This window comes from Intrasporangium sp., assembly GCF_040414665.1.
Lineage (GTDB): Bacteria > Actinomycetota > Actinomycetes > Actinomycetales > Dermatophilaceae > Intrasporangium.
The window spans coordinates 1-17,172 of record NZ_JBEDUL010000061.1; the positions used below are offsets into that span (position 1 = coordinate 1).

General features: G+C 65.3%; 15 protein-coding genes. 9 read left to right on the top strand and 6 right to left on the bottom strand.

Annotation, left to right across the window (positions count from 1 at the left end):
* The 4 genes from ABF401_RS06610 to ABF401_RS06625 form a co-directional block, all read left to right on the top strand.
* The coding region (locus ABF401_RS06610) for a vitamin B12-dependent ribonucleotide reductase (RefSeq protein ID WP_353508748.1) at nucleotides 1-2,789 on the top strand (2,789 nt) is incomplete at its 5' end.
* 99 nt (nucleotides 2,790-2,888) lie between these two features.
* Nucleotides 2,889-3,938 carry a DNA (cytosine-5-)-methyltransferase gene (dcm, locus tag ABF401_RS06615; RefSeq protein ID WP_353508749.1) on the top strand — a complete coding sequence of 350 codons (1,050 nt, stop codon included), beginning with the start codon at nucleotides 2,889-2,891 and terminating at the stop codon, nucleotides 3,936-3,938.
* Complete coding sequence (locus ABF401_RS06620) at nucleotides 3,919-5,103, top strand: type II restriction endonuclease (protein WP_353508750.1); 1,185 nt, start codon at nucleotides 3,919-3,921, stop codon at nucleotides 5,101-5,103. Before dcm ends, ABF401_RS06620 begins: the two co-directional genes overlap by 20 nt.
* 10 nt (nucleotides 5,104-5,113) lie before the next feature.
* Nucleotides 5,114-5,563, top strand: coding sequence for a very short patch repair endonuclease (locus ABF401_RS06625; RefSeq protein ID WP_353508751.1), 450 nt, complete (start codon nucleotides 5,114-5,116; stop codon nucleotides 5,561-5,563).
* Here the strand turns inward: ABF401_RS06625 and ABF401_RS06630 are convergent.
* From ABF401_RS06630 to ABF401_RS06650, 5 genes are all read right to left on the bottom strand, one after another.
* Nucleotides 5,560-6,306, bottom strand: a complete 747-nt coding sequence (locus ABF401_RS06630; protein WP_353508752.1) for a DUF6339 family protein — start codon at nucleotides 6,304-6,306, stop codon at nucleotides 5,560-5,562. The two genes, ABF401_RS06625 and ABF401_RS06630, sit on opposite strands and share 4 nt — an antisense overlap.
* A gap of 1 nt (nucleotide 6,307) precedes the next feature.
* On the bottom strand, nucleotides 6,308-7,051 hold the full coding sequence (locus tag ABF401_RS06635) for a hypothetical protein (RefSeq protein ID WP_353508753.1): 744 nt from the start codon (nucleotides 7,049-7,051) through the stop codon (nucleotides 6,308-6,310).
* Between the two features lie 97 nt (nucleotides 7,052-7,148).
* On the bottom strand, nucleotides 7,149-9,053 hold the full coding sequence (locus ABF401_RS06640) for a hypothetical protein (RefSeq protein WP_353508754.1): 1,905 nt from the start codon (nucleotides 9,051-9,053) through the stop codon (nucleotides 7,149-7,151).
* Complete coding sequence (locus ABF401_RS06645; protein ID WP_353508755.1) at nucleotides 9,037-9,273, bottom strand: hypothetical protein; 237 nt, start codon at nucleotides 9,271-9,273, stop codon at nucleotides 9,037-9,039. Before ABF401_RS06645 ends, ABF401_RS06640 begins: the two co-directional genes overlap by 17 nt.
* 130 nt (nucleotides 9,274-9,403) lie before the next feature.
* Complete coding sequence (locus ABF401_RS06650) at nucleotides 9,404-9,688, bottom strand: hypothetical protein (RefSeq protein ID WP_353508756.1); 285 nt, start codon at nucleotides 9,686-9,688, stop codon at nucleotides 9,404-9,406.
* A 467-nt stretch (nucleotides 9,689-10,155) separates the two neighbouring features.
* Between ABF401_RS06650 and ABF401_RS06655 the strand changes: the two genes are divergently transcribed.
* The 5 genes from ABF401_RS06655 (at nucleotide 10,156) to ABF401_RS06675 (ending at nucleotide 16,184) form a co-directional block, all read left to right on the top strand.
* The gene (locus tag ABF401_RS06655; protein ID WP_353508757.1) at nucleotides 10,156-12,741 is read left to right on the top strand and encodes a winged helix-turn-helix domain-containing protein; all 2,586 of its coding nucleotides are present in this window, start codon (nucleotides 10,156-10,158) and stop codon (nucleotides 12,739-12,741) included.
* A gap of 126 nt (nucleotides 12,742-12,867) precedes the next feature.
* Complete coding sequence (locus tag ABF401_RS06660; protein WP_353508758.1) at nucleotides 12,868-13,557, top strand: hypothetical protein; 690 nt, start codon at nucleotides 12,868-12,870, stop codon at nucleotides 13,555-13,557.
* Nucleotides 13,554-14,219, top strand: a complete 666-nt coding sequence (locus tag ABF401_RS06665; protein WP_353508759.1) for a DUF2306 domain-containing protein — start codon at nucleotides 13,554-13,556, stop codon at nucleotides 14,217-14,219. The genes ABF401_RS06660 and ABF401_RS06665 overlap by 4 nt, the downstream gene beginning before the upstream one ends.
* Entirely contained in the window at nucleotides 14,216-14,428 is a 213-nt protein-coding gene (locus ABF401_RS06670) for a DUF8691 family protein (RefSeq protein WP_353508760.1), read from the top strand. Before ABF401_RS06665 ends, ABF401_RS06670 begins: the two co-directional genes overlap by 4 nt.
* A gap of 130 nt (nucleotides 14,429-14,558) precedes the next feature.
* Nucleotides 14,559-16,184, top strand: a complete 1,626-nt coding sequence (locus ABF401_RS06675) for an HNH endonuclease signature motif containing protein (protein ID WP_353508761.1) — start codon at nucleotides 14,559-14,561, stop codon at nucleotides 16,182-16,184.
* A gap of 55 nt (nucleotides 16,185-16,239) precedes the next feature.
* Here the strand turns inward: ABF401_RS06675 and ABF401_RS06680 are convergent, their stop codons facing one another.
* Nucleotides 16,240-16,908, bottom strand: coding sequence for a hypothetical protein (locus tag ABF401_RS06680; protein ID WP_353508762.1), 669 nt, complete (start codon nucleotides 16,906-16,908; stop codon nucleotides 16,240-16,242).
* Nucleotides 16,909-17,172 lie beyond the last annotated feature (264 nt).

Below are 17,172 nucleotides of genomic sequence, written 5' to 3' on the forward strand. Positions count from 1 at the left end.
TCCAGCAGAACTGGCGGACCGGCGAGACGATCTTCGAGCAGCGTGATGTGGAGTTCCCCGACTTCTGGTCGGTCAACGCCAGCACGATCGTCACGACGAAGTACTTCCGCGGGGCCGTCGGCACGGACGCGCGCGAGAAGTCCCTCAAGCAGCTCATCGACCGCGTGGTGCTGACCTACACGGCTGCGGGGAAGCAGTACGGGTACTTCGGCTCCGACGAGGATGCGGAGATCTTCGAGCACGAGCTGACGTATGCGCTTCTGCACCAAGTCTTCTCGTTCAACTCGCCCGTGTGGTTCAACGTTGGGACGAAGTCGCCGCAGCAGGTGAGCGCGTGCTTCATCCTCGCCGTCGACGACTCGATGGACTCGATCCTCAACTGGTACAAGGAAGAGGGGAAGATCTTCCAGGGCGGCTCTGGGGCGGGTCTCAACCTGTCGCGGATCCGCTCGTCCAAGGAGCTGCTGTCGTCCGGTGGGACGGCGTCCGGTCCGGTGTCGTTCATGCGTGGCGCGGACGCGTCAGCGGGGACGATCAAGTCCGGCGGCGCGACCCGTCGTGCGGCCAAGATGGTCGTCCTCGACGTTGACCACCCCGACATCGAGGAGTTCATCGAGACCAAGGCGCGCGAGGAGGACAAGATCCGCGCGCTGCGCGACGCCGGCTTCGACATGGACCTCGGCGGCAAGGACATCGTCTCGGTCCAGTACCAGAACGCGAACAACTCGGTCCGCGTGACGGACGAGTTCATGAGGGCTGTCGAGGACGGTGGCGAGTTCGGCCTGCGGGCGCGCCTGACCGGTGAAGTCATCGAGAAGGTTGACGCGCGTGCGCTGTTCGAGAAGATCGCGCAGGCGGCGTGGGAGTGCGCCGACCCGGGTCTGCAGTACGACGACACGATCAACGCCTGGCACACGAACCCGGAAACAGGCCGGATCACGGCGTCCAACCCGTGCAGTGAGTACATGTCGCTCGACAACAGCTCGTGCAACCTGGCCTCGCTCAACCTGCTCAAGTTCCTCCGCGACGACGACACGTTCGACGCGGTGACCTTCCAAAAGGTCACGGAGCTCGTCATCACGGCGATGGACATCTCGATCTGCTTCGCGGACTTCCCGACGGAGGCGATCACCCAGACGACGCGGGACTACCGCCAGCTGGGCATCGGCTACGCCAACCTCGGGGCGCTGCTCATGGCGACCGGTCACGGCTACGACTCCGAGGGCGGGCGTTCACTCGCGGCTGCCATCACGTCGCTGCTGACGGGGGCTGCCTACAAGCGCTCGGCTGAGCTCGCTGCTGTGGTCGGGCCGTATGCCGGCTACGCCCGCAACGCGGAGGCCCACAAGCGGGTCATGCGCAAGCACCAGGCCGCCAACGACGACATCAAGACGCTCGACGCGATGGACTCCGACATCCACAAGGCGGCGACGAAGGCGTGGGATGCGGTCGTCAAGCTGGGCGAGAAGAACGGCTTCCGCAACGCCCAGGCCAGCCTTCTCGCGCCGACCGGCACCATCGGCTTCATGATGGACTGCGACACGACCGGGATCGAGCCTGACTTCTCGCTGGTCAAGTTCAAGAAGCTCGTCGGCGGTGGCTCGATGCAGATCGTCAACCTGACGATCCCGCGGGCGCTGAGGAAGCTCGGCTACCAAGAGGAGTCGATCGAGGCGATCGTCGAGTACATCGCCGACAAGGGGCATGTCATCGACGCACCCGGCCTCAAGCCGGAGCACTACGAGGTCTTCGACACCGCGATGGGCGCTCGGGCGATCTCGCCGATGGGACACGTTCGGATGATGGCCGCGACGCAGCCGTTCCTGTCAGGTGCCATCTCGAAGACGGTCAACCTGCCGGAGTCGGCCACGGTCGAGGAGATCGAGGACGTCTACCTCCAGGGCTGGAAGCTCGGGCTCAAGGCCTTGGCCGTGTACAGGGACAATTGCAAGGTGGGTCAGCCATTGTCCGACGGCGGGTCGACGGCGAAGGACGCCAAGGCCGCAGCTGCTGATGAGGTCAAGGTCGAGAAGGTCGTCGAGTACCGCCCGCTGCGGCGGCGACTGCCCAAGCGGCGGACCTCCCAGACGACGTCGTTCGCCGTGGGCGGGGCTGAGGGCTACCTGACGGCCGGCACGTACGACGACGGCACACTCGGCGAGATCTTCCTCAAGTTCGGCAAGCAGGGCTCGACCCTCGCCGGCGTGATGGACGCCTTCTCAATCGCAGTGTCCGTGGGCCTGCAGTACGGCGTGCCGCTCGAAACGTTCGTCGAGAAGTTCACCAACCTGCGGTTCGAGCCGGCTGGTCTGACGGATGACCCGGACGTGCGTATGGCGCAGTCCATCATGGACTACGTCTTCCGCCGCTTGGCGCTCGATTACCTCGACTTCGACACCAGGTCCTTCATGGGGATCCACACGGCGGAGGAGCGGGCTCGCCAACTCGAGACCGGCTCGTACGAGGCCTACGACGTGGACGAGTCTGACGAGGACATCGAGGAGGAGCTCGAGACGCTGCAGCAGTCGGCTCCGGTCTCCAAGAAGCCGACCGAGCCTAAGCCAGAGAAGCCGGAGGCCAGGAGCGTTGCCGCTGAAGTGAAGTCTGGCGCAGGCGCTGCCTCGGCCAAGGAAGTGTCGAGCGAGGTGCACTCGTCGGCCGAGCTCATGGAGAGGTTCACGGGCATGTCGTCTGACGCGCCGATCTGCATGACCTGCGGCACGAAGATGCGCCCAGCCGGTTCGTGCTACGTGTGCGAAGGGTGCGGAAGCACGAGCGGCTGCAGCTGAGATTTGAACCTTTCGGAGCCCGGGCGGAGTGTCTCCGCCCGGGTTCGGCCCTACAGGGGTAGACAAGTTGTGGGTCGACTGACACGAAGAGGAGAACCCGTGGCACACCAGGCCGCGTCCGAGTTTGACTTCATCGATCTGTTTGCGGGCATCGGAGGCCTTCGTCTTGGCTTGGAAGCCATTCAAGGCGAGTGCGTCTTTTCGTCGGAGTGGGACAAGTTCGCCCAGCAGACCTACCAGGCTTGGTACGGGGAGAGGCCTGCGGGAGACATCAACGCGATTGACCCCGCTTCGATCCCGAACCACCACATCCTGGCCGCAGGGTTCCCCTGCCAGCCGTTCTCCATCGCTGGGGTTTCCAAGAAGTTGTCTCTTGGACGCGCCCACGGGTTTGCGGATGTGAAGCAGGGGAACCTCTTCTTCGCGCTCGCCGACATCATTGGGGCGAAGCGACCGGCGGTAATCCTCCTCGAGAACGTCAAGAACCTGACGTCGCACGACCGGGGTCAAACGTGGATGATCATCGCCGAGACACTCGAGAAACTCGACTACGAGGTTCACGCGCAGGTCATCGACGCCGCAGGTTGGGTGCCTCAGCATCGCGAGAGGATCTTCATAGTCGGATTCAACCGGGAGATCTTCGCGGACACCTTTCCGGATGGAGTTCCGTTTGCCTTTCCTAGCCCGCCCCAAGGCGAGCAGGTCAGACTGCGCGACATTCTGGACAGAAAGGTCGACCCCAAGTACACCTTGAGCAACCATCTATGGTCCTATCTGCAGAACTATGCCCTTAAGCACAAGGCAAAGGGCAACGGTTTCGGTTTCGGCCTGCCCGATTTGGACGGAGTCAGCAGGACCCTATCGGCTCGATATCACAAGGATGGATCGGAGATCCTCATCCGCCAGGGCGGCGGTAGGAATCCAAGGCGTCTGACGCCGCTCGAGGCCGGCAGGCTCATGGGTTTTCCAATGGAGCGACTCGAGATCGTCGTCTCGGACACCCAAGCCTATCGTCAGTTCGGCAACGCCGTTGTCCCAAAAGTCGCTGCTGCCGTGGCTCGCCAGATCGAGATCGTGCTGCAGGCCGCGACGGAGCAAGGCATCGACTGGAAGCGCCCAAGGGTCGTGGATGAGCTCGCCGCTGGCTGACCTCGTAATTCAACAGGCTCGTGAGCATGGCCTAGCGTTCTTCAAGACATTGAGTGCGAATGACGTTGGCGTTACCAAGAGCCACCAAAGCGGCTTCCACTTGGGCATCGACGCCGCGCCGCTGTTCACGCCTCAGGCGGTGGAGAAGGGTGTCAACCACAAGCACCCCATTAGAATCCGCTGGACCAATGGAACGGTCACAGAATCCGCTGTCAATTGGTACGGACGAGAATCTCGACGTGAGTACCGAATTACGCGTTTCAACCGAATTCGGAACTTCTATTACAGACGTCCCGATCGATTGGGCGGCACCTTGGTGCTCATTCAAGAAGACGAAGACATGTGGCTCGGTCATGTCTTGGATGATGCCATTGACGTCGACGAAGTCATGGCGACTCTGGGCCTTTCCTTGGACGGTGTTGCTTGGACCACGTACCGCGGCGCCGAGGGACCCCTGCGTTCAGCGGAGTCGTCAAGCAATTGTGAGGCACGCCTTATTGGGGAGCTCGTGATCAATGTTGACAAGTTCCCCGGCACAAGGCGAATGTCCGAGATGGCAGGTCAGATCGTCGATCGGTGCGGCGTTCTTGATGAGTCGGACGCCGATACAGTTCTACTACATCGGATCCGAGTCGAGTATGACCTCTTCCGCATGCTCGAAGAGCGAGTGACCGTTCCGCGACTCACCCTAGGCTTCGAGGGGATCGAGGACTTCTTGGCCCTGTCTCAGACTGTCTTGCAGCGACGAAAGGCCCGGGCGGGAAGATCTCTGGAACTGCATATCGAACAGCTTCTCAGCTCTGCAGGGCTGAACTTCGAGGCGCAGCCCGTGCTTGACGGCACCAGGCCCGACTTCGTGATTCCTTCGTCTGGCGCTTACCACGCCTTGGGAACGGACACAGACGACGATGACATCATGGTCGTTTGCGTTAAAACTACCTGTAAGGATCGATGGCGACAAGTGTTAGCCGAGGCGCCTCGCGCCAGAACGCGGTACTTGGTGACTCTGCAGCAGGGGATCTCGCAGACCCAGATGAAGGAGATTCGAGAAAATGGCGTCCGACTCGTAGTGCCGAGGGAGTACCACGACGCCTACGCGCCAGATGACCGCGTGCACTTGATCACCATTGCCGAATTCTTGAACTTGGCACGTGCGATGGCGTAGGAAGAACGATGTGATCAATCGTCCACCGGCCTCGACGGAGCACGTGCGCCGTCGCTTCTCCGCTCAGAAGCGGCAGGACACCGCCGCAGAGCTCCGGCTTCGGCGCGCGCTTCACGCTGCCGGGCTGCGGTATCGAGTTGGACTGCCCGTGCCCGGTGCGCCGCGCCGCACGATGGACATCGCGTTCACGAAGGCGAAGGTCGCCGTCCAGGTAGACGGATGCTTCTGGCACGGCTGCCCCGAACATGGTGTCCGTCCAAAATCGAATGCTGAATGGTGGCGGCAGAAGTTGATGCGGAACACCATTCGAGATCGGGAAACCGATGAGGTGCTGGAGAGCGCAGGCTGGCGCGTGATCCGAATCTGGGAGCACGAAGTGAGCAAGTCCTCAGTGGATGAATTGCGAGCCCTTGTTGAGCAGATTGGGGCTCAAGTGAAGGATCCGGCCCCTCAGGCCTAATCAGTTGCCGGCGTCAGTTCCCTAATTGTCTCCAATAGTTGGAGGTGGGACTGCACGCACAGGTCTCGATAGCCGTTGAGTAGAGTGATCTCTTTGGCCATGGAGCGCACGGTCGACTGCGTCGCCCTGTCTCCCAGGGCGGTCAAATGCTCCAAGAGAGCGAAGCGCACGCCGGGTATAGAACCAAAGTCACGGTCGAAGACCGCCATCACTCGATCTTCCTTGAGAAGGGCCGCTTCAAGGTACGCCCACTCGTTTCTTGACCCAGCGGACAGAGGGCGCTCTTGTGAAGCATCGTAGGTCAGTTCCGCCAACCACCACAGCCGCGCGACGCCATGGCGAATGAGCGACCCCATCGTCGCACGATTCAGGAGCCAGCGATCCGCAAGGCGTCCGCGCCAATTACGCGTCCCCTCGAGTGACCACCGGGCATTCATGTACTCCCGCATTGGACCCAGTGCGAGGTAGTTCCACAGCCTTGGGTCCGAAGCGGCAACTCGCGGCATGGCCCCCAATGCCTGGTAGAGCGCCTGAGCATTGGCAACCTCGGCAACTTCCCGACTTGAGTCAACTACTACCAGATCCGGAAGTCCGCCCGTGGGGAATGGGAGCTGCAACAGATTGTCACTGTTCCGGAGAACTTCATCCACCGATTCCAAGAAGGCCGAAGGCGATTCGGCCTCTTCAGAATGTAGGCGTATGTCCCGGACTGCCTTCTCGGTCAAGCACATGGCGTCGAGCATCTCAGTCGTCTCCCTCCAGCGCGGATAGTAGGCAAAGCCGCTTGAGGCCCGTCGCGACCGGGTCATCGAGAATCGCCTGAGCTTGGGCGAAGTGGGTCTGCGCATTCTTGGCTTTCTTCTCGGCGAGGTCGCGCACCGTAGTTCGCCAACCACCTTCCTCAAAGTTTGGTTCGCGTTCTATCTCCATTAGCGCGTCCATAAGTGCGGGCAGAACCACCATTCCTACTTGCACTTGGGGCAGTTGACTCTGGTTAACGAAGTCCTGGAACACGTTTCTGGGTAGTCGCACGTCGACAAAGTCCCGACCGGACGTGTCGACAGAGACGAATCGCTTGCCACTCTCGTCGAGCAAGAATCGGAAACACGCCTCGAGTGGTGGTTGCATAGGATCGAAACTCTTTCGCGCGTCGAACGTAAAGTCTCCGGCGAAGCCCAGCACGTCTCCCGGGGCGATATCGAAGTGGGCGTTCCCGTAATCTGGATGCTGGGCCAAAAGGCAGTAGTCCGTTATGGCGCGGTTGGCCACCAACAGAACTGTCCCTTCAACGTTTCCATCGACATCGTCTTGCGCGACATGCCCGACCGATCGCCACGTGTCGATGGATACAGGTGTCGTGTTAAGGTCCAACAGACCAGTTGAAAAAGTGGCCGTGCACTTCCACCGGACGACGAGTCGCACTTCCCCGGTGTGCCAACGTTCGTGAAGTTCGATATCCGTGAGGCGAATGTCGAGTTCGATGCGCACGGTGTCGGTTTCAGGTGAGATCAGAACACGAGGCACTGAGAACTCGGAACTGACATCATCACTCGCGTCAATGACAGGATGCGGATACGAACCCCGGCTAGCCATGCTTCACTCCGAGTCTGTACTTACGGTGAGTGTTGAACTCGACCTCGATTCGATTGGGTACGCCCTCGACTACTGCGAGGTTCTTCAGTGTCATGTCCGCAAACTCCAGTGGCCGGAGTTCCAAGCCATCGATCAGGTGAGCCCGGGTGATACGAAGTTCGTGTTCCTCCTCGGAGCCAGTGCGGCCCAAAGGTGCAAGCGTCAGGTCGCCCTCGGCGCTGACGTTCGGAGTCAGGATCAGTACGGAGTGAGATGCCTCCGCAGGAGTGAAGCTGCGCAATTTGATGGAGCCAGCTGGCAGGCGGCTGGTCCCGTCTCCATGTTCTGCCGATCCATCCAGATCGCCACCGCGAGACTTGCGGGCAGTGCCGTTGCCGCCAACGTCCTTGCCCTTGATTCCGGCTTGACCGTCGGAAGACGAAATAGCGGGCTGGCGGACGGACACCTTGAATGGTCGCTGGGAGGTGGGGTCCACCTTGTAGGTTGCCACGGCGCGCCCAACTCGGCTGGATGATTCTTCGCTGGTAGGGTCACCGCCTGTCGGTCGACCGTGCGAGACTCCGGCCGCACTCAGTCCTGCCACAGCCGGAAGGAATCGCTCGAGGCCGGAAATCTTAGTCGCGTTGGACGTCGACATGTGCAATCGCGCTCGAAGCTCCTCGCGCACAAAGCCTTTGAGCTTCTGGACGAGCGCCCGATCTGAGCGTGGCCCTTGCTCATTCCATCTATTGTGCTCGGGTGGCTCGATTTCGCGAAGTCGCTCATTGATCGCTTGATCAGCGCATATCAGGATCGCGGCGTAAGAGCATGGGATGCGGTGAGTGAACGTGTCGATCTTCATCAGGGGCTTGCGCATAGTCCACGTGCCCAATGATCTTTCGAGTGTGTCGTCCTCGTAGATATGAAGACTCACCTCCCCCAAACCGTCGAAGGATTTGACAACCGGCGTCTCGTCCTTCAGGGCTCGGTAGAAGGGCAGGACCGCAGCGGACAGTGACTCGGACGAAGTCAGCGTCGAATAGATGTTGCTGGCGTCAAGGGTCCAGTCTCCCGCTGGCGTCGACCCTTCGACCACAAGGTGTCCTCGGTCTATGGCGACCAAAAAGTTCGCCACCGCGGCGTCTCGCACCATCGTGAGGTCAGGGTCCCTCGCGGCGTCGCGGTAGCCTAGGACGAAGATGTCCGTGCCGGGTTCAGCGCGCGGTGCGAAATTGGTTAATAGCGGTACGTCCCTCGGATACTCGAAGTCGTCGTCCCGCGCAGATAGCGTGAGGTACCCCTCCCGGCGGCGCATCTCGCCGTCGGCGTCGTAGTGCGAGGCCAAGCGACTCACGCCTGCTACCACAACGTGGTCGTCGTCGCGCCGGATCGTCCGATAGAACACCGTCGACGCTTCGGCCGCCATGGGTCCGACGGACGATCCGATACCGAAGGATCCGCCTCGCCCCCCGTGGCTGGACGACGCGCCGTGACCCCGCGTGAGAATACTCAGGGGCGATTTCTGATCGCGGCGCCTCTCAGAGCCAGCCAGCCCCCTCGTGCCATAGTCCGCAATCCGCAGCACCCACAAATGGGATGCGTTCGCCGCGTCCAGTGCGGTCTGCAGTCGTCCTTGTCCTTGGAGGCCTTCGGCTTCCAGCAGGGCAGCCTTCATTGCTTCGCGCAGCCCATCGATTCCTGGAATCTCTTTGGTCGAGACTCTTCGCAGTTCGAAAGAGACCCTGACTGGGTCTTGGTCGGTGGCACCAGCATCGAGTGAGTTCTGGATGCACTCGCGCGCCACGGATTCGCTGAGTGCGCGCCCGGTGAAATGCTCCTCTCCCGAGTCATTTGGGCCTTCGTACCCCGAGAGGCCAGCGGCAGGAAACTTGAAGGAGTAGTCACTGAGAGGGCGCATCGAACGTTACTTTCCTTGCAGATGAGGCGTCGGGGTCGAATCGTGCACGGCACTCGCGCAGCTCCGCCTCGATCGGGCCGAACAGGGCAGCCACGTCTTGGGTGGAGTAGGTGTAATTCTTTGTGTTGGCCAAGTTGCCGAGCAGCGCGATCTCTCGGATGAGTCGGTCGCCGCGGGCGGCGGCGAGCCGTCTGAAGCGCTGACCCTTGTCTTCGGTCACGGACCCTCCTGCTGCGGCTATATATACGGAATATAGCCGATCCGTGGCGGATATGCATCGCCAATGCAGTCGTCCGTCCGTCGCACTGGGTGCTCGCGCCAAGGCGTACCGGAGTGGTTGTGGCCAGATCTCAGTAGCCGAGCACGAGGACCGCGTCAAGTTGCAGTACCACACCGCGCCAGGTCGCCAATCTGCGCAGGAAGTCCTCGATTGGCTCCGCAGCCGGCGTTCCCTTGTATCGGTCGGGGACGACGAGGATCCCAACGCGCACATCGTTGGCGGCAGCCATGCGCAGGGCTGACATGATCGCCTCGTGATTGGTCCACGCCCGACCGGCGTGGAGCGTCAAGGCGGCTGCTGCGCCTGCGCAGAAAGCGTCGAAGTAGACGCTGTCGTTGGCACCGACCACTGGCATGGAGATAGACCCTTCTGTGCTGGTCGAGAATCCGGCCTTCCGCAGATGGGGCCTGGCGGCGAGGACGAGGTCTGCCCGTTTGATGCCACCGGAAGAGTCCGTTGCGCTGCGGAGCGCGGGGCCCAGGTCAGACAAAGAGTCCTCCAAGCGGCGCACAAGTGCGTCGATGTCCGGGGAGACTGATGCCATTGGTATGTAGTGCCGCACGGGCCCGAGCTTGCCAGCTGCATGGGGCCTGCGACTCGACTTCGTGGCAAAGATTGAGCGTTGCATGGTGAACCGTGTTGGTGGTAGCAGGCGGCGTCGTAGAGCGATGCCATGCGCACGTGCGTGAGGAGCAGCCGAAGTGATGTCGTGTCCCGTCCGGCGAACCGTTCACGTATAAGGCGGAGGCTCCGCTGCGCGGCAGGAAGCCGAGCCTCGTCACTTCAGCGGGGCGCGATGAGGTTCGACCGTATGCTCAGCGGGTGGCCGTGCTGGGGACGAAGATCCGAGTTCCGGATCCAGGCCGGGCCTTGGTCCCGCGTCCCCGTCTGACTGAGGCGCTCGGGCATGGCGGCAGGTCTCTTCCCCGGCTCGTGCTTGTGTCGGCGCCGCCAGGCTTCGGAAAGACCACGGTCCTGAGCCAGTGGCTGAAGGGGAGTCCCGAGGGCACCCCCGCAGCGGCCTGGCTATCGCTGGATGAGGGTGACAACGACCCGCAGCGATTCCTGAGCCACTTGGTCGCCTCGCTGAGGACCACGGACGAGGTTGGCACCGAGGCCACGCAGCTGCTCGAGGCGACCGCCCAGCCGCCCATCGAGACGGTCCTGACGAGCGTCGTCAACGGCCTCGACCAGTCTGAGGGACAGTGGGTGCTGGTCCTCGACGACTACCACGTCATCGAGTCGCCAGAGGTGCATCGGGCTGTCACCTTCCTGCTCGACCACCTGCCGCCCCATACGGGCCTCGCCATCGCGACCCGTGCCGACCCGCCGCTCCCGTTGCCGAGGCTTCGCGCCAGGGGCGAGCTCGTCGAGCTCCGCGCGGCCGACCTGCGCTTCACCGCGACCGAGACCGGGGAGTTCCTCACCGACGTGATGGGCGTCGACCTCACCAGCGACGAGATCGACGCCCTCGCGAACCGAACCGAAGGCTGGGTCGCCGGACTCCAACTGGCGGGCCTGTCGCTGCGCCAGGTCGAGGACACCGCAGGTTTCGTCGAGGCGTTCACCGGCACGCATCGGTTCGTCCTCGACTACCTCGTCGACGAGGTGCTGCGCCGACAGCAGCCGGACATTCGGCGATTCCTGCTCGACACCGCGATCCTGCGCGAGCTGGCCGGTCCGCTCTGCGACGCACTCACCGGCCGCACCGACGGCGAGGCGACGCTCGAGCGCCTCGACCGGAGCAACCTCTTCGTCGTCTCGCTCGACGAGCGGCGCCAGTGGTACCGCTACCACCACCTCTTCGCGGACGCGCTCCGCGCCCGCCTCACCGCCGAGGACCCCGGCCGGGTTCCTGGTCTGCACCAGGCAGCAAGCGAGTGGTATGCCGCTCACGGCCTTCTCGAGGATGCCGTCCGTCACGCGTTGGCCGGGGGACCTGTTGATCGCGCGGCCGGTCTCTTCGAGCGCGCGGTTCCCGACCTGCGCCGACGACGCCAGGACCGCTTGATGCGCGAGTGGCTCAAGAAGCTCCCGAAAGAGGAAGTCCGCCGACGAGCCGTGCTCGGCGTCGTCGCGGCGTGGACCCGGCTGAGCGACGGCGACTTCGACGGGGTCGAGGCCTGGCTGGGTGCCGCCGAGCGTGCCCTTCCGCAGGACCTGCCCTCGGATGATGCGCCCGGCATGAGTCCGAGCATGATCGAGGAGCTGCGCAGCCTTCCGGCCAGCATTGCCATCTACCGTGCCTCCGTCGCACAGGCACGAGGTGATGCGGCAGGCACCGTCGAGAACGCGCGACAGGCACTGGCGAAAGCCGGCCCGGATGACCACTTCGCTCGCGGCGCCGCACAGGGTTTCCTGGGCCTCGCCGCCTGGGCGCGCGGTGACCTGAACGGGGCCGTCGAGACCTTCACCGAGGCCGCGCACAGTCTGCACGAAGCCGGCCACCTCACCGACGAGCTCGGCATGACCGTGGTGCTCGGGAGCATGCGGCTCGCTCAAGCCCAGCCGCAGGTCGCGCGACGGCTCTTTGAGCAGGCCCTCGAGGCGGCAGCAAGGAACCCCGGCGCGCGACTCACCATAGGAGGCGATCTCCACGTCGGCCTGGCCGAGGTACTCCTGGAGCAGGGCGACCTCGAGACGGCCGAGGAGCACCTGCAGGCGAGTCGCGCCCTCGGCGAAACGGCGTCGTTGCTCGAGAACCGGCACCGGTGGTTCGTCGTCATGGCCCGCCTCCGCTGGGCCCAGGGGGATCCCGAGGCGGCACTACGCCTGCTCGACGAGGCGGAGCCGCTCTACCTGCCCGGATACTTCCCCGACGTTCGCCCGATCCCGGCCCTCCGCGCCCGCATCCAGATAGCCCAGGGCCAGCTGGCGGACGCCTGGGCCTGGGCCCGCAAACGCGGGGTCGAACAACACATGGACCCCACGTACGTCGACGAGTTCGACCAGCTCACCCTCGTCCGACTGCTCCTCGCCCAGCACCGGGCCGACGGCGACGCAGGCCCACTCGACGACGCAGCCGCCAGACTCGACCGCCTCGAAGCGGCCGCACATGCCACGGAACGCGAAGCAAGCCTGACCGAAATCCGGACCCTCCGCGGGCTCGTCCATGCAGCGCAGAGCGGGGTCACGGAAGCCGGCCCCAGTGTGAGGGAGCAGGCGCACTCACTGAGCTCAGCGGCATACGGCATCGTCGTGAGTCCCACGGACGCGACCGGGCTGAGCGAGCGGGAGGTCGAGGTCCTGCGACTGCTGGCAACGACGCTGGGCGGCCCCGAGATCGCGCGGCAGCTCTTCGTGTCGGTCAACACGCTGCGCACCCACACCAAGCACATCTTCACCAAGCTCGACGTCAACACCCGGCAGGAGGCCGTGCGCCGAGCCAGGGAGCTGGGCGTCATCTGAGCGGCGCCGCTGAGATGAATCACCACGTCGATCACATCGCTTGGTGATGTGCGGTCACCACGTCGATTCCTACGTTCGGATCGTTCGAGGCAACCAGCCGCGACAGGACGAGCAAAGGAACCGATCATGACCATCACCACCAGCACCCTCGGTCGGGCGGCAGGCCTCGCCGCGGCCGCAGCCGGACTGCTCTTCATCGCCGTGCAGATCAACCACCCGCCGATGGAGGTCGCCTCGGTCAGCACGACCGAATGGGTCGTCCGCAACTCCATGAAGGTCGTCATGGCCGCCCTCGCGCTGGCCGGCATGACCGGAATGTACGTCCGGCAGGTGCGCCAGGCCGGCCTGATGGGCCTCGTCGGCTACCTGCTCTTCGCCAGCGGCTACCTCGTCATGATGGCCATCGCCTTCGTCGCGGCCTACATCCTGCCCTCGTTGGCCGAGACCGCCCCTGCGTACGTCGACGACGTGCTCACGGTGGCGTCCGGTGGCAGCCCAACGGGCGATGTCGGCCTCTTCGCGACCGCCAACCAGATCTCCGGCGTCGGCTACCTGGCTGGCGGCGTCATCTTCGGCATTGCCTTGTTCCGGGTGCGCGTGCTCGCTCGCTGGGCTGCAGCCCTGCTCGCCGTGGCCACCGCGTCGACCGTCTTGCTGCAGGTCCTGCCGTACGCCTTCCACCGCCTCTTCGCCGTCCCGACCGGTGTTGCACTCATCGGCCTCGGCGTCTCCCTCTGGCGCGACCAACGTCAGGCGGCGCGGACGTCGCGCGACAGCTCGGCCCTGTCCCCGGCGAGTGGTCAGGCCGTCCGATGAGCTCCCGCTATGGGCTGCGGGTGCCGATCGCGCTCATGGCGCTGAGCGTCATCCCCGTGTTCGCAGGGACCGCTCGCCTGATCCAGCTCTCCGGCGGCCCACAGATCATCCCCGCGGATGCGCGCTTCACCAGCTCGCCGGTGGCCGTCGTCATGCACGTCGTCTGCTCCATCGTCTACGCGCTCTTCGGTGCGATGCAGTTCGCGCCCGGCTTCCGCCGCCGGCACCCCGGCTGGCACCGCCGAGCGGGCCGCGTCCTCGCGATCGCCGGCCTGGGCGTGGCAGTGTCGGCGCTCTGGCTGACCCTGTTCTACCCCCGCCAGGCGAACAGCGGTGAGCTGCTCTACTTTCTGCGGCTGGCCTTCGCCTCGGGCATGGTGACGTGCTTGGTCCTCGGCGTCACGGCCATCCGGCGCCGCGACATCACCACACACCGGGCGTGGATGATCCGTGCCTATGCGCTCGGCCTCGGCGCGGGCACCCAGGCCTTCACCGAGGGCTTCGGCGGGGCCCTGTTCGGGACGAGCACTCTCGCTCTCGACGCGTCGCGAGGGATCGCCTGGATCATCAACCTCGCCGTCGCGGAGTGGGCGATCCGACGCCCGCGGCGCCGCAGCCGCCGCCCCGCGACAGCTCGGGTTCTCGTGGGCGGGCAGTCATGACGAACATTTATGAGTTCCGGGTAGGCGGTCATCTCGACGACCACTGGACCACAGCGCTCGGGGGACTGGACGTGGAGCGACACCCGGACGGCACGTCCACGCTCACTGGTGACGTGGCGGACCAGGCGCAGCTGCACGGTATCCTCGCCAGGCTTCGCGACATCGGTGCGCCGTTGATCTCGATGCGTGTCCTCCCAGCGGTGCCATGACGATGCCGAATGCCGCTGACCTCGCTCCCAGAGGGACGCGCCTCACGCGTCTGGCCGGCACTCGGAGACGCTCAGGACAAACCTCCCAAAAGCATTGACACGGGCAGTGGATCGAACATATGTTCTAGACATGGCAAATGCGGCGGTGCTCGAGCAGCTTCGGACGCGGCTCACTGAGGTGGAGGCGCGGCACGAGGCGGATGGCCGGGCTGCCGCCGAGGCGTTCTGGGCCACCTTGGGCGCCCCGGCCGACACCGCTGGCGCTGGTGCGGAGGCCGCGGAGAAGGGCCCGCGCTCGCAGGGCCCGCGCTCGCAGGGCCCGCGCTCGCAGGGCTCGCGCCGCGAGGGTGCCGCGCGGCGTCCGCGGCTGCGTGACGTCGGCGGCCGGCCGCCGGGCGGGCTGTGGGGGCACGTCCCGGCGGACGGGCCGCTGCCGTTCCTGCCCCGCGAGGTCGAGTCGGTGTCCCTGACCGAGCTGGATCTGGACGGGGTCGACGCGGACTGGTTCGAGGCGAACTACCCGGGCCCGTCCGAGCCCGAGTCCGGGCCGCCCGAGTTCGGTGAGCCGGTCGCGGTCAAGGTCGACGCGCTGCTGGGGCGGCCGCTGGTGCGGCACGCCTCGGACCTGCTGGCGCACGCGGTGGGGCACCTGTCCGGGCTGCGGGCCCAGCACGAGGTGATGCTGGTCAACGTGCTCGCCGAGCTGCTCGACCGCGGCGAGGACCCGCCGGGCGGGCTGCGGGTCACCGACTGGCTCCGCTCGCTCGACCCGACGCTGACCGCCGGGCAGGCCAAGGACTACGTCACCGTCGCGGCCGCGATCACCCAGCGACGGTGGGCCGAGCTGGCCGCGCGGGTCACGATGGGGCACGTCACGGTCGCCAAGGCGGCCCGGATCATCGAATTCGACCGGCAGGTCGAGCGGGTCGCCGACCCGGTCGAGGTCGCCACCGCCGTCCAGGACCTGGTCGAAAAGGCGCCGGAGCTGATCGCGGAGGACTTCACCGGGCTGGTGCGCCACCACACCGAGCAGGTCCGCCCACCCAAGGAGGTCGATCAGGACCGGCTCGACGCGGGCCGACAAGCATCGCGCGGGCTCTGGTTCGGCCAGCCGTCGAACACCGGGATGGTGTCGATGCGCGGCGTGCTCGACCCGGAGGCGGCCGCGGTGATCAAGTCCGCGGTCGACCCGCTCTCGGTGCCCTGCCCGACCCGGGACCGGCGGGGCCGCACCGTCGAGCCGGACCCGCGGACCCCGGCCACCCGCCGCGCCGACGCGCTGCTGGCGGTCGTCGCCCGCGGCGTCGCCGCCGCGGACCGGCTGCCGGTCACCGACAAGGCCAAGCTGGTCGTCACCGTCGAGCACGACGTGCTCGCCGGGACGCTGCGCGGCACCGGGACCGCGATGTCCGGCGACGTGCTCTCGGTCGAGACGGTGCGCCGGCTCGCCTGCGACGCCGAGATCATCCCGATGGTGCTGGGCACCACCGGCGAGCCGCTGGACGTGGGCCGTTCCCGGCGGCTGGTCACCAAGGGCCTGCGGGCCGCGCTCTGGCAGCGCGACGGCGGCTGCTCCTTCCCCGGCTGCACCATCCCGCCGCAGTGGACCGACGCGCACCACGTGCAGCACTGGTGGGCCGGCGGCCGGACCAGCCTGCTCAACACCGCGCTGCTGTGCCGCCGGCACCACACCCACGTGCACCGCCACGAGCTGACCGCGACCGTCACCGCGACCAGCGTCACCTGGCACGAATAGCACCCCCGCCCCGGACCCCGCCAGCAACGGCGGGGCCAGAGGCATGCCCGCCGCGTCAGGTCCGTGAGGCAGTGGTTGACCGTCGCAGGAGAACGAGGTTCGCGGCGACGAACCAGGCCCAGAACAGTGCGTAGGGCACGAGCCAGAGCTGCGACGTCCAGACGAAGCGTGCCGCGACGAAGCCCACCGCACTCGCCACGGCGAGCCACCCCTGCCAGCGGGGGAGCCAGCCCTCGGCCAAGGTCGCCCAGCCGCTCGCCAAGGCGAAGCCGGCCAAGCCCAGCCAGGAGCTGGCGAAACCGAGGTTGCCCTCGTCGAATGCGTAGAGCGCGAGCTCCGGACCCACCTCCTCCAGCTGTGCTGCAGTGGCCCAGGACGACGCCAGCACCGCGTAGGCAGCGAACACCGTCATCGACGCGATCGCCGCGGTCGGGAGCCACGCACGCTCCTCCGCGACTCGGCCGAACGATCGGATGAAGGCGACCGACCACCACAGCAGCGTCATCGCCGCCAAGACCTGCAAGGCACTCATGAACGGCGCCCAGCTGCTCGCTCCGACCGCCTCGAGGAAGGTGACCGCCTCTCGGGCCGGGGCCTCGAAGCCCGGCTCACCCAACGTCGAGATCGCCACCGTGGGCACGAAGAGCAGCGGAAGGACGAGCAGTCCCACGATCGCGATTCCTCGATGTGACCGCGCCTGAGCCTGGTCAGCAGCCATGTGCATGCCCTCGACGGTAGGAGTACCAACCCGACGGCGCACCGAGGCTGGCCCCGCCCAACCGATCACGGGCATCCGCCGGCCAGGGGTGGGGCATGCCCTGGTCAGGAGCGCTCCCGAATTGACAATAGGGTTGTCATATTGACAAGGTAAGTGTCATGAAGCGCAAGGCCGAGGAGCTCTACGATGCGATCCGCCTCATCCGCCCGATCCACCAGCTGTCGGCGCACGTCGTCACTGAACAGCTCGCGGGCCGCGCCCTGTCGATGC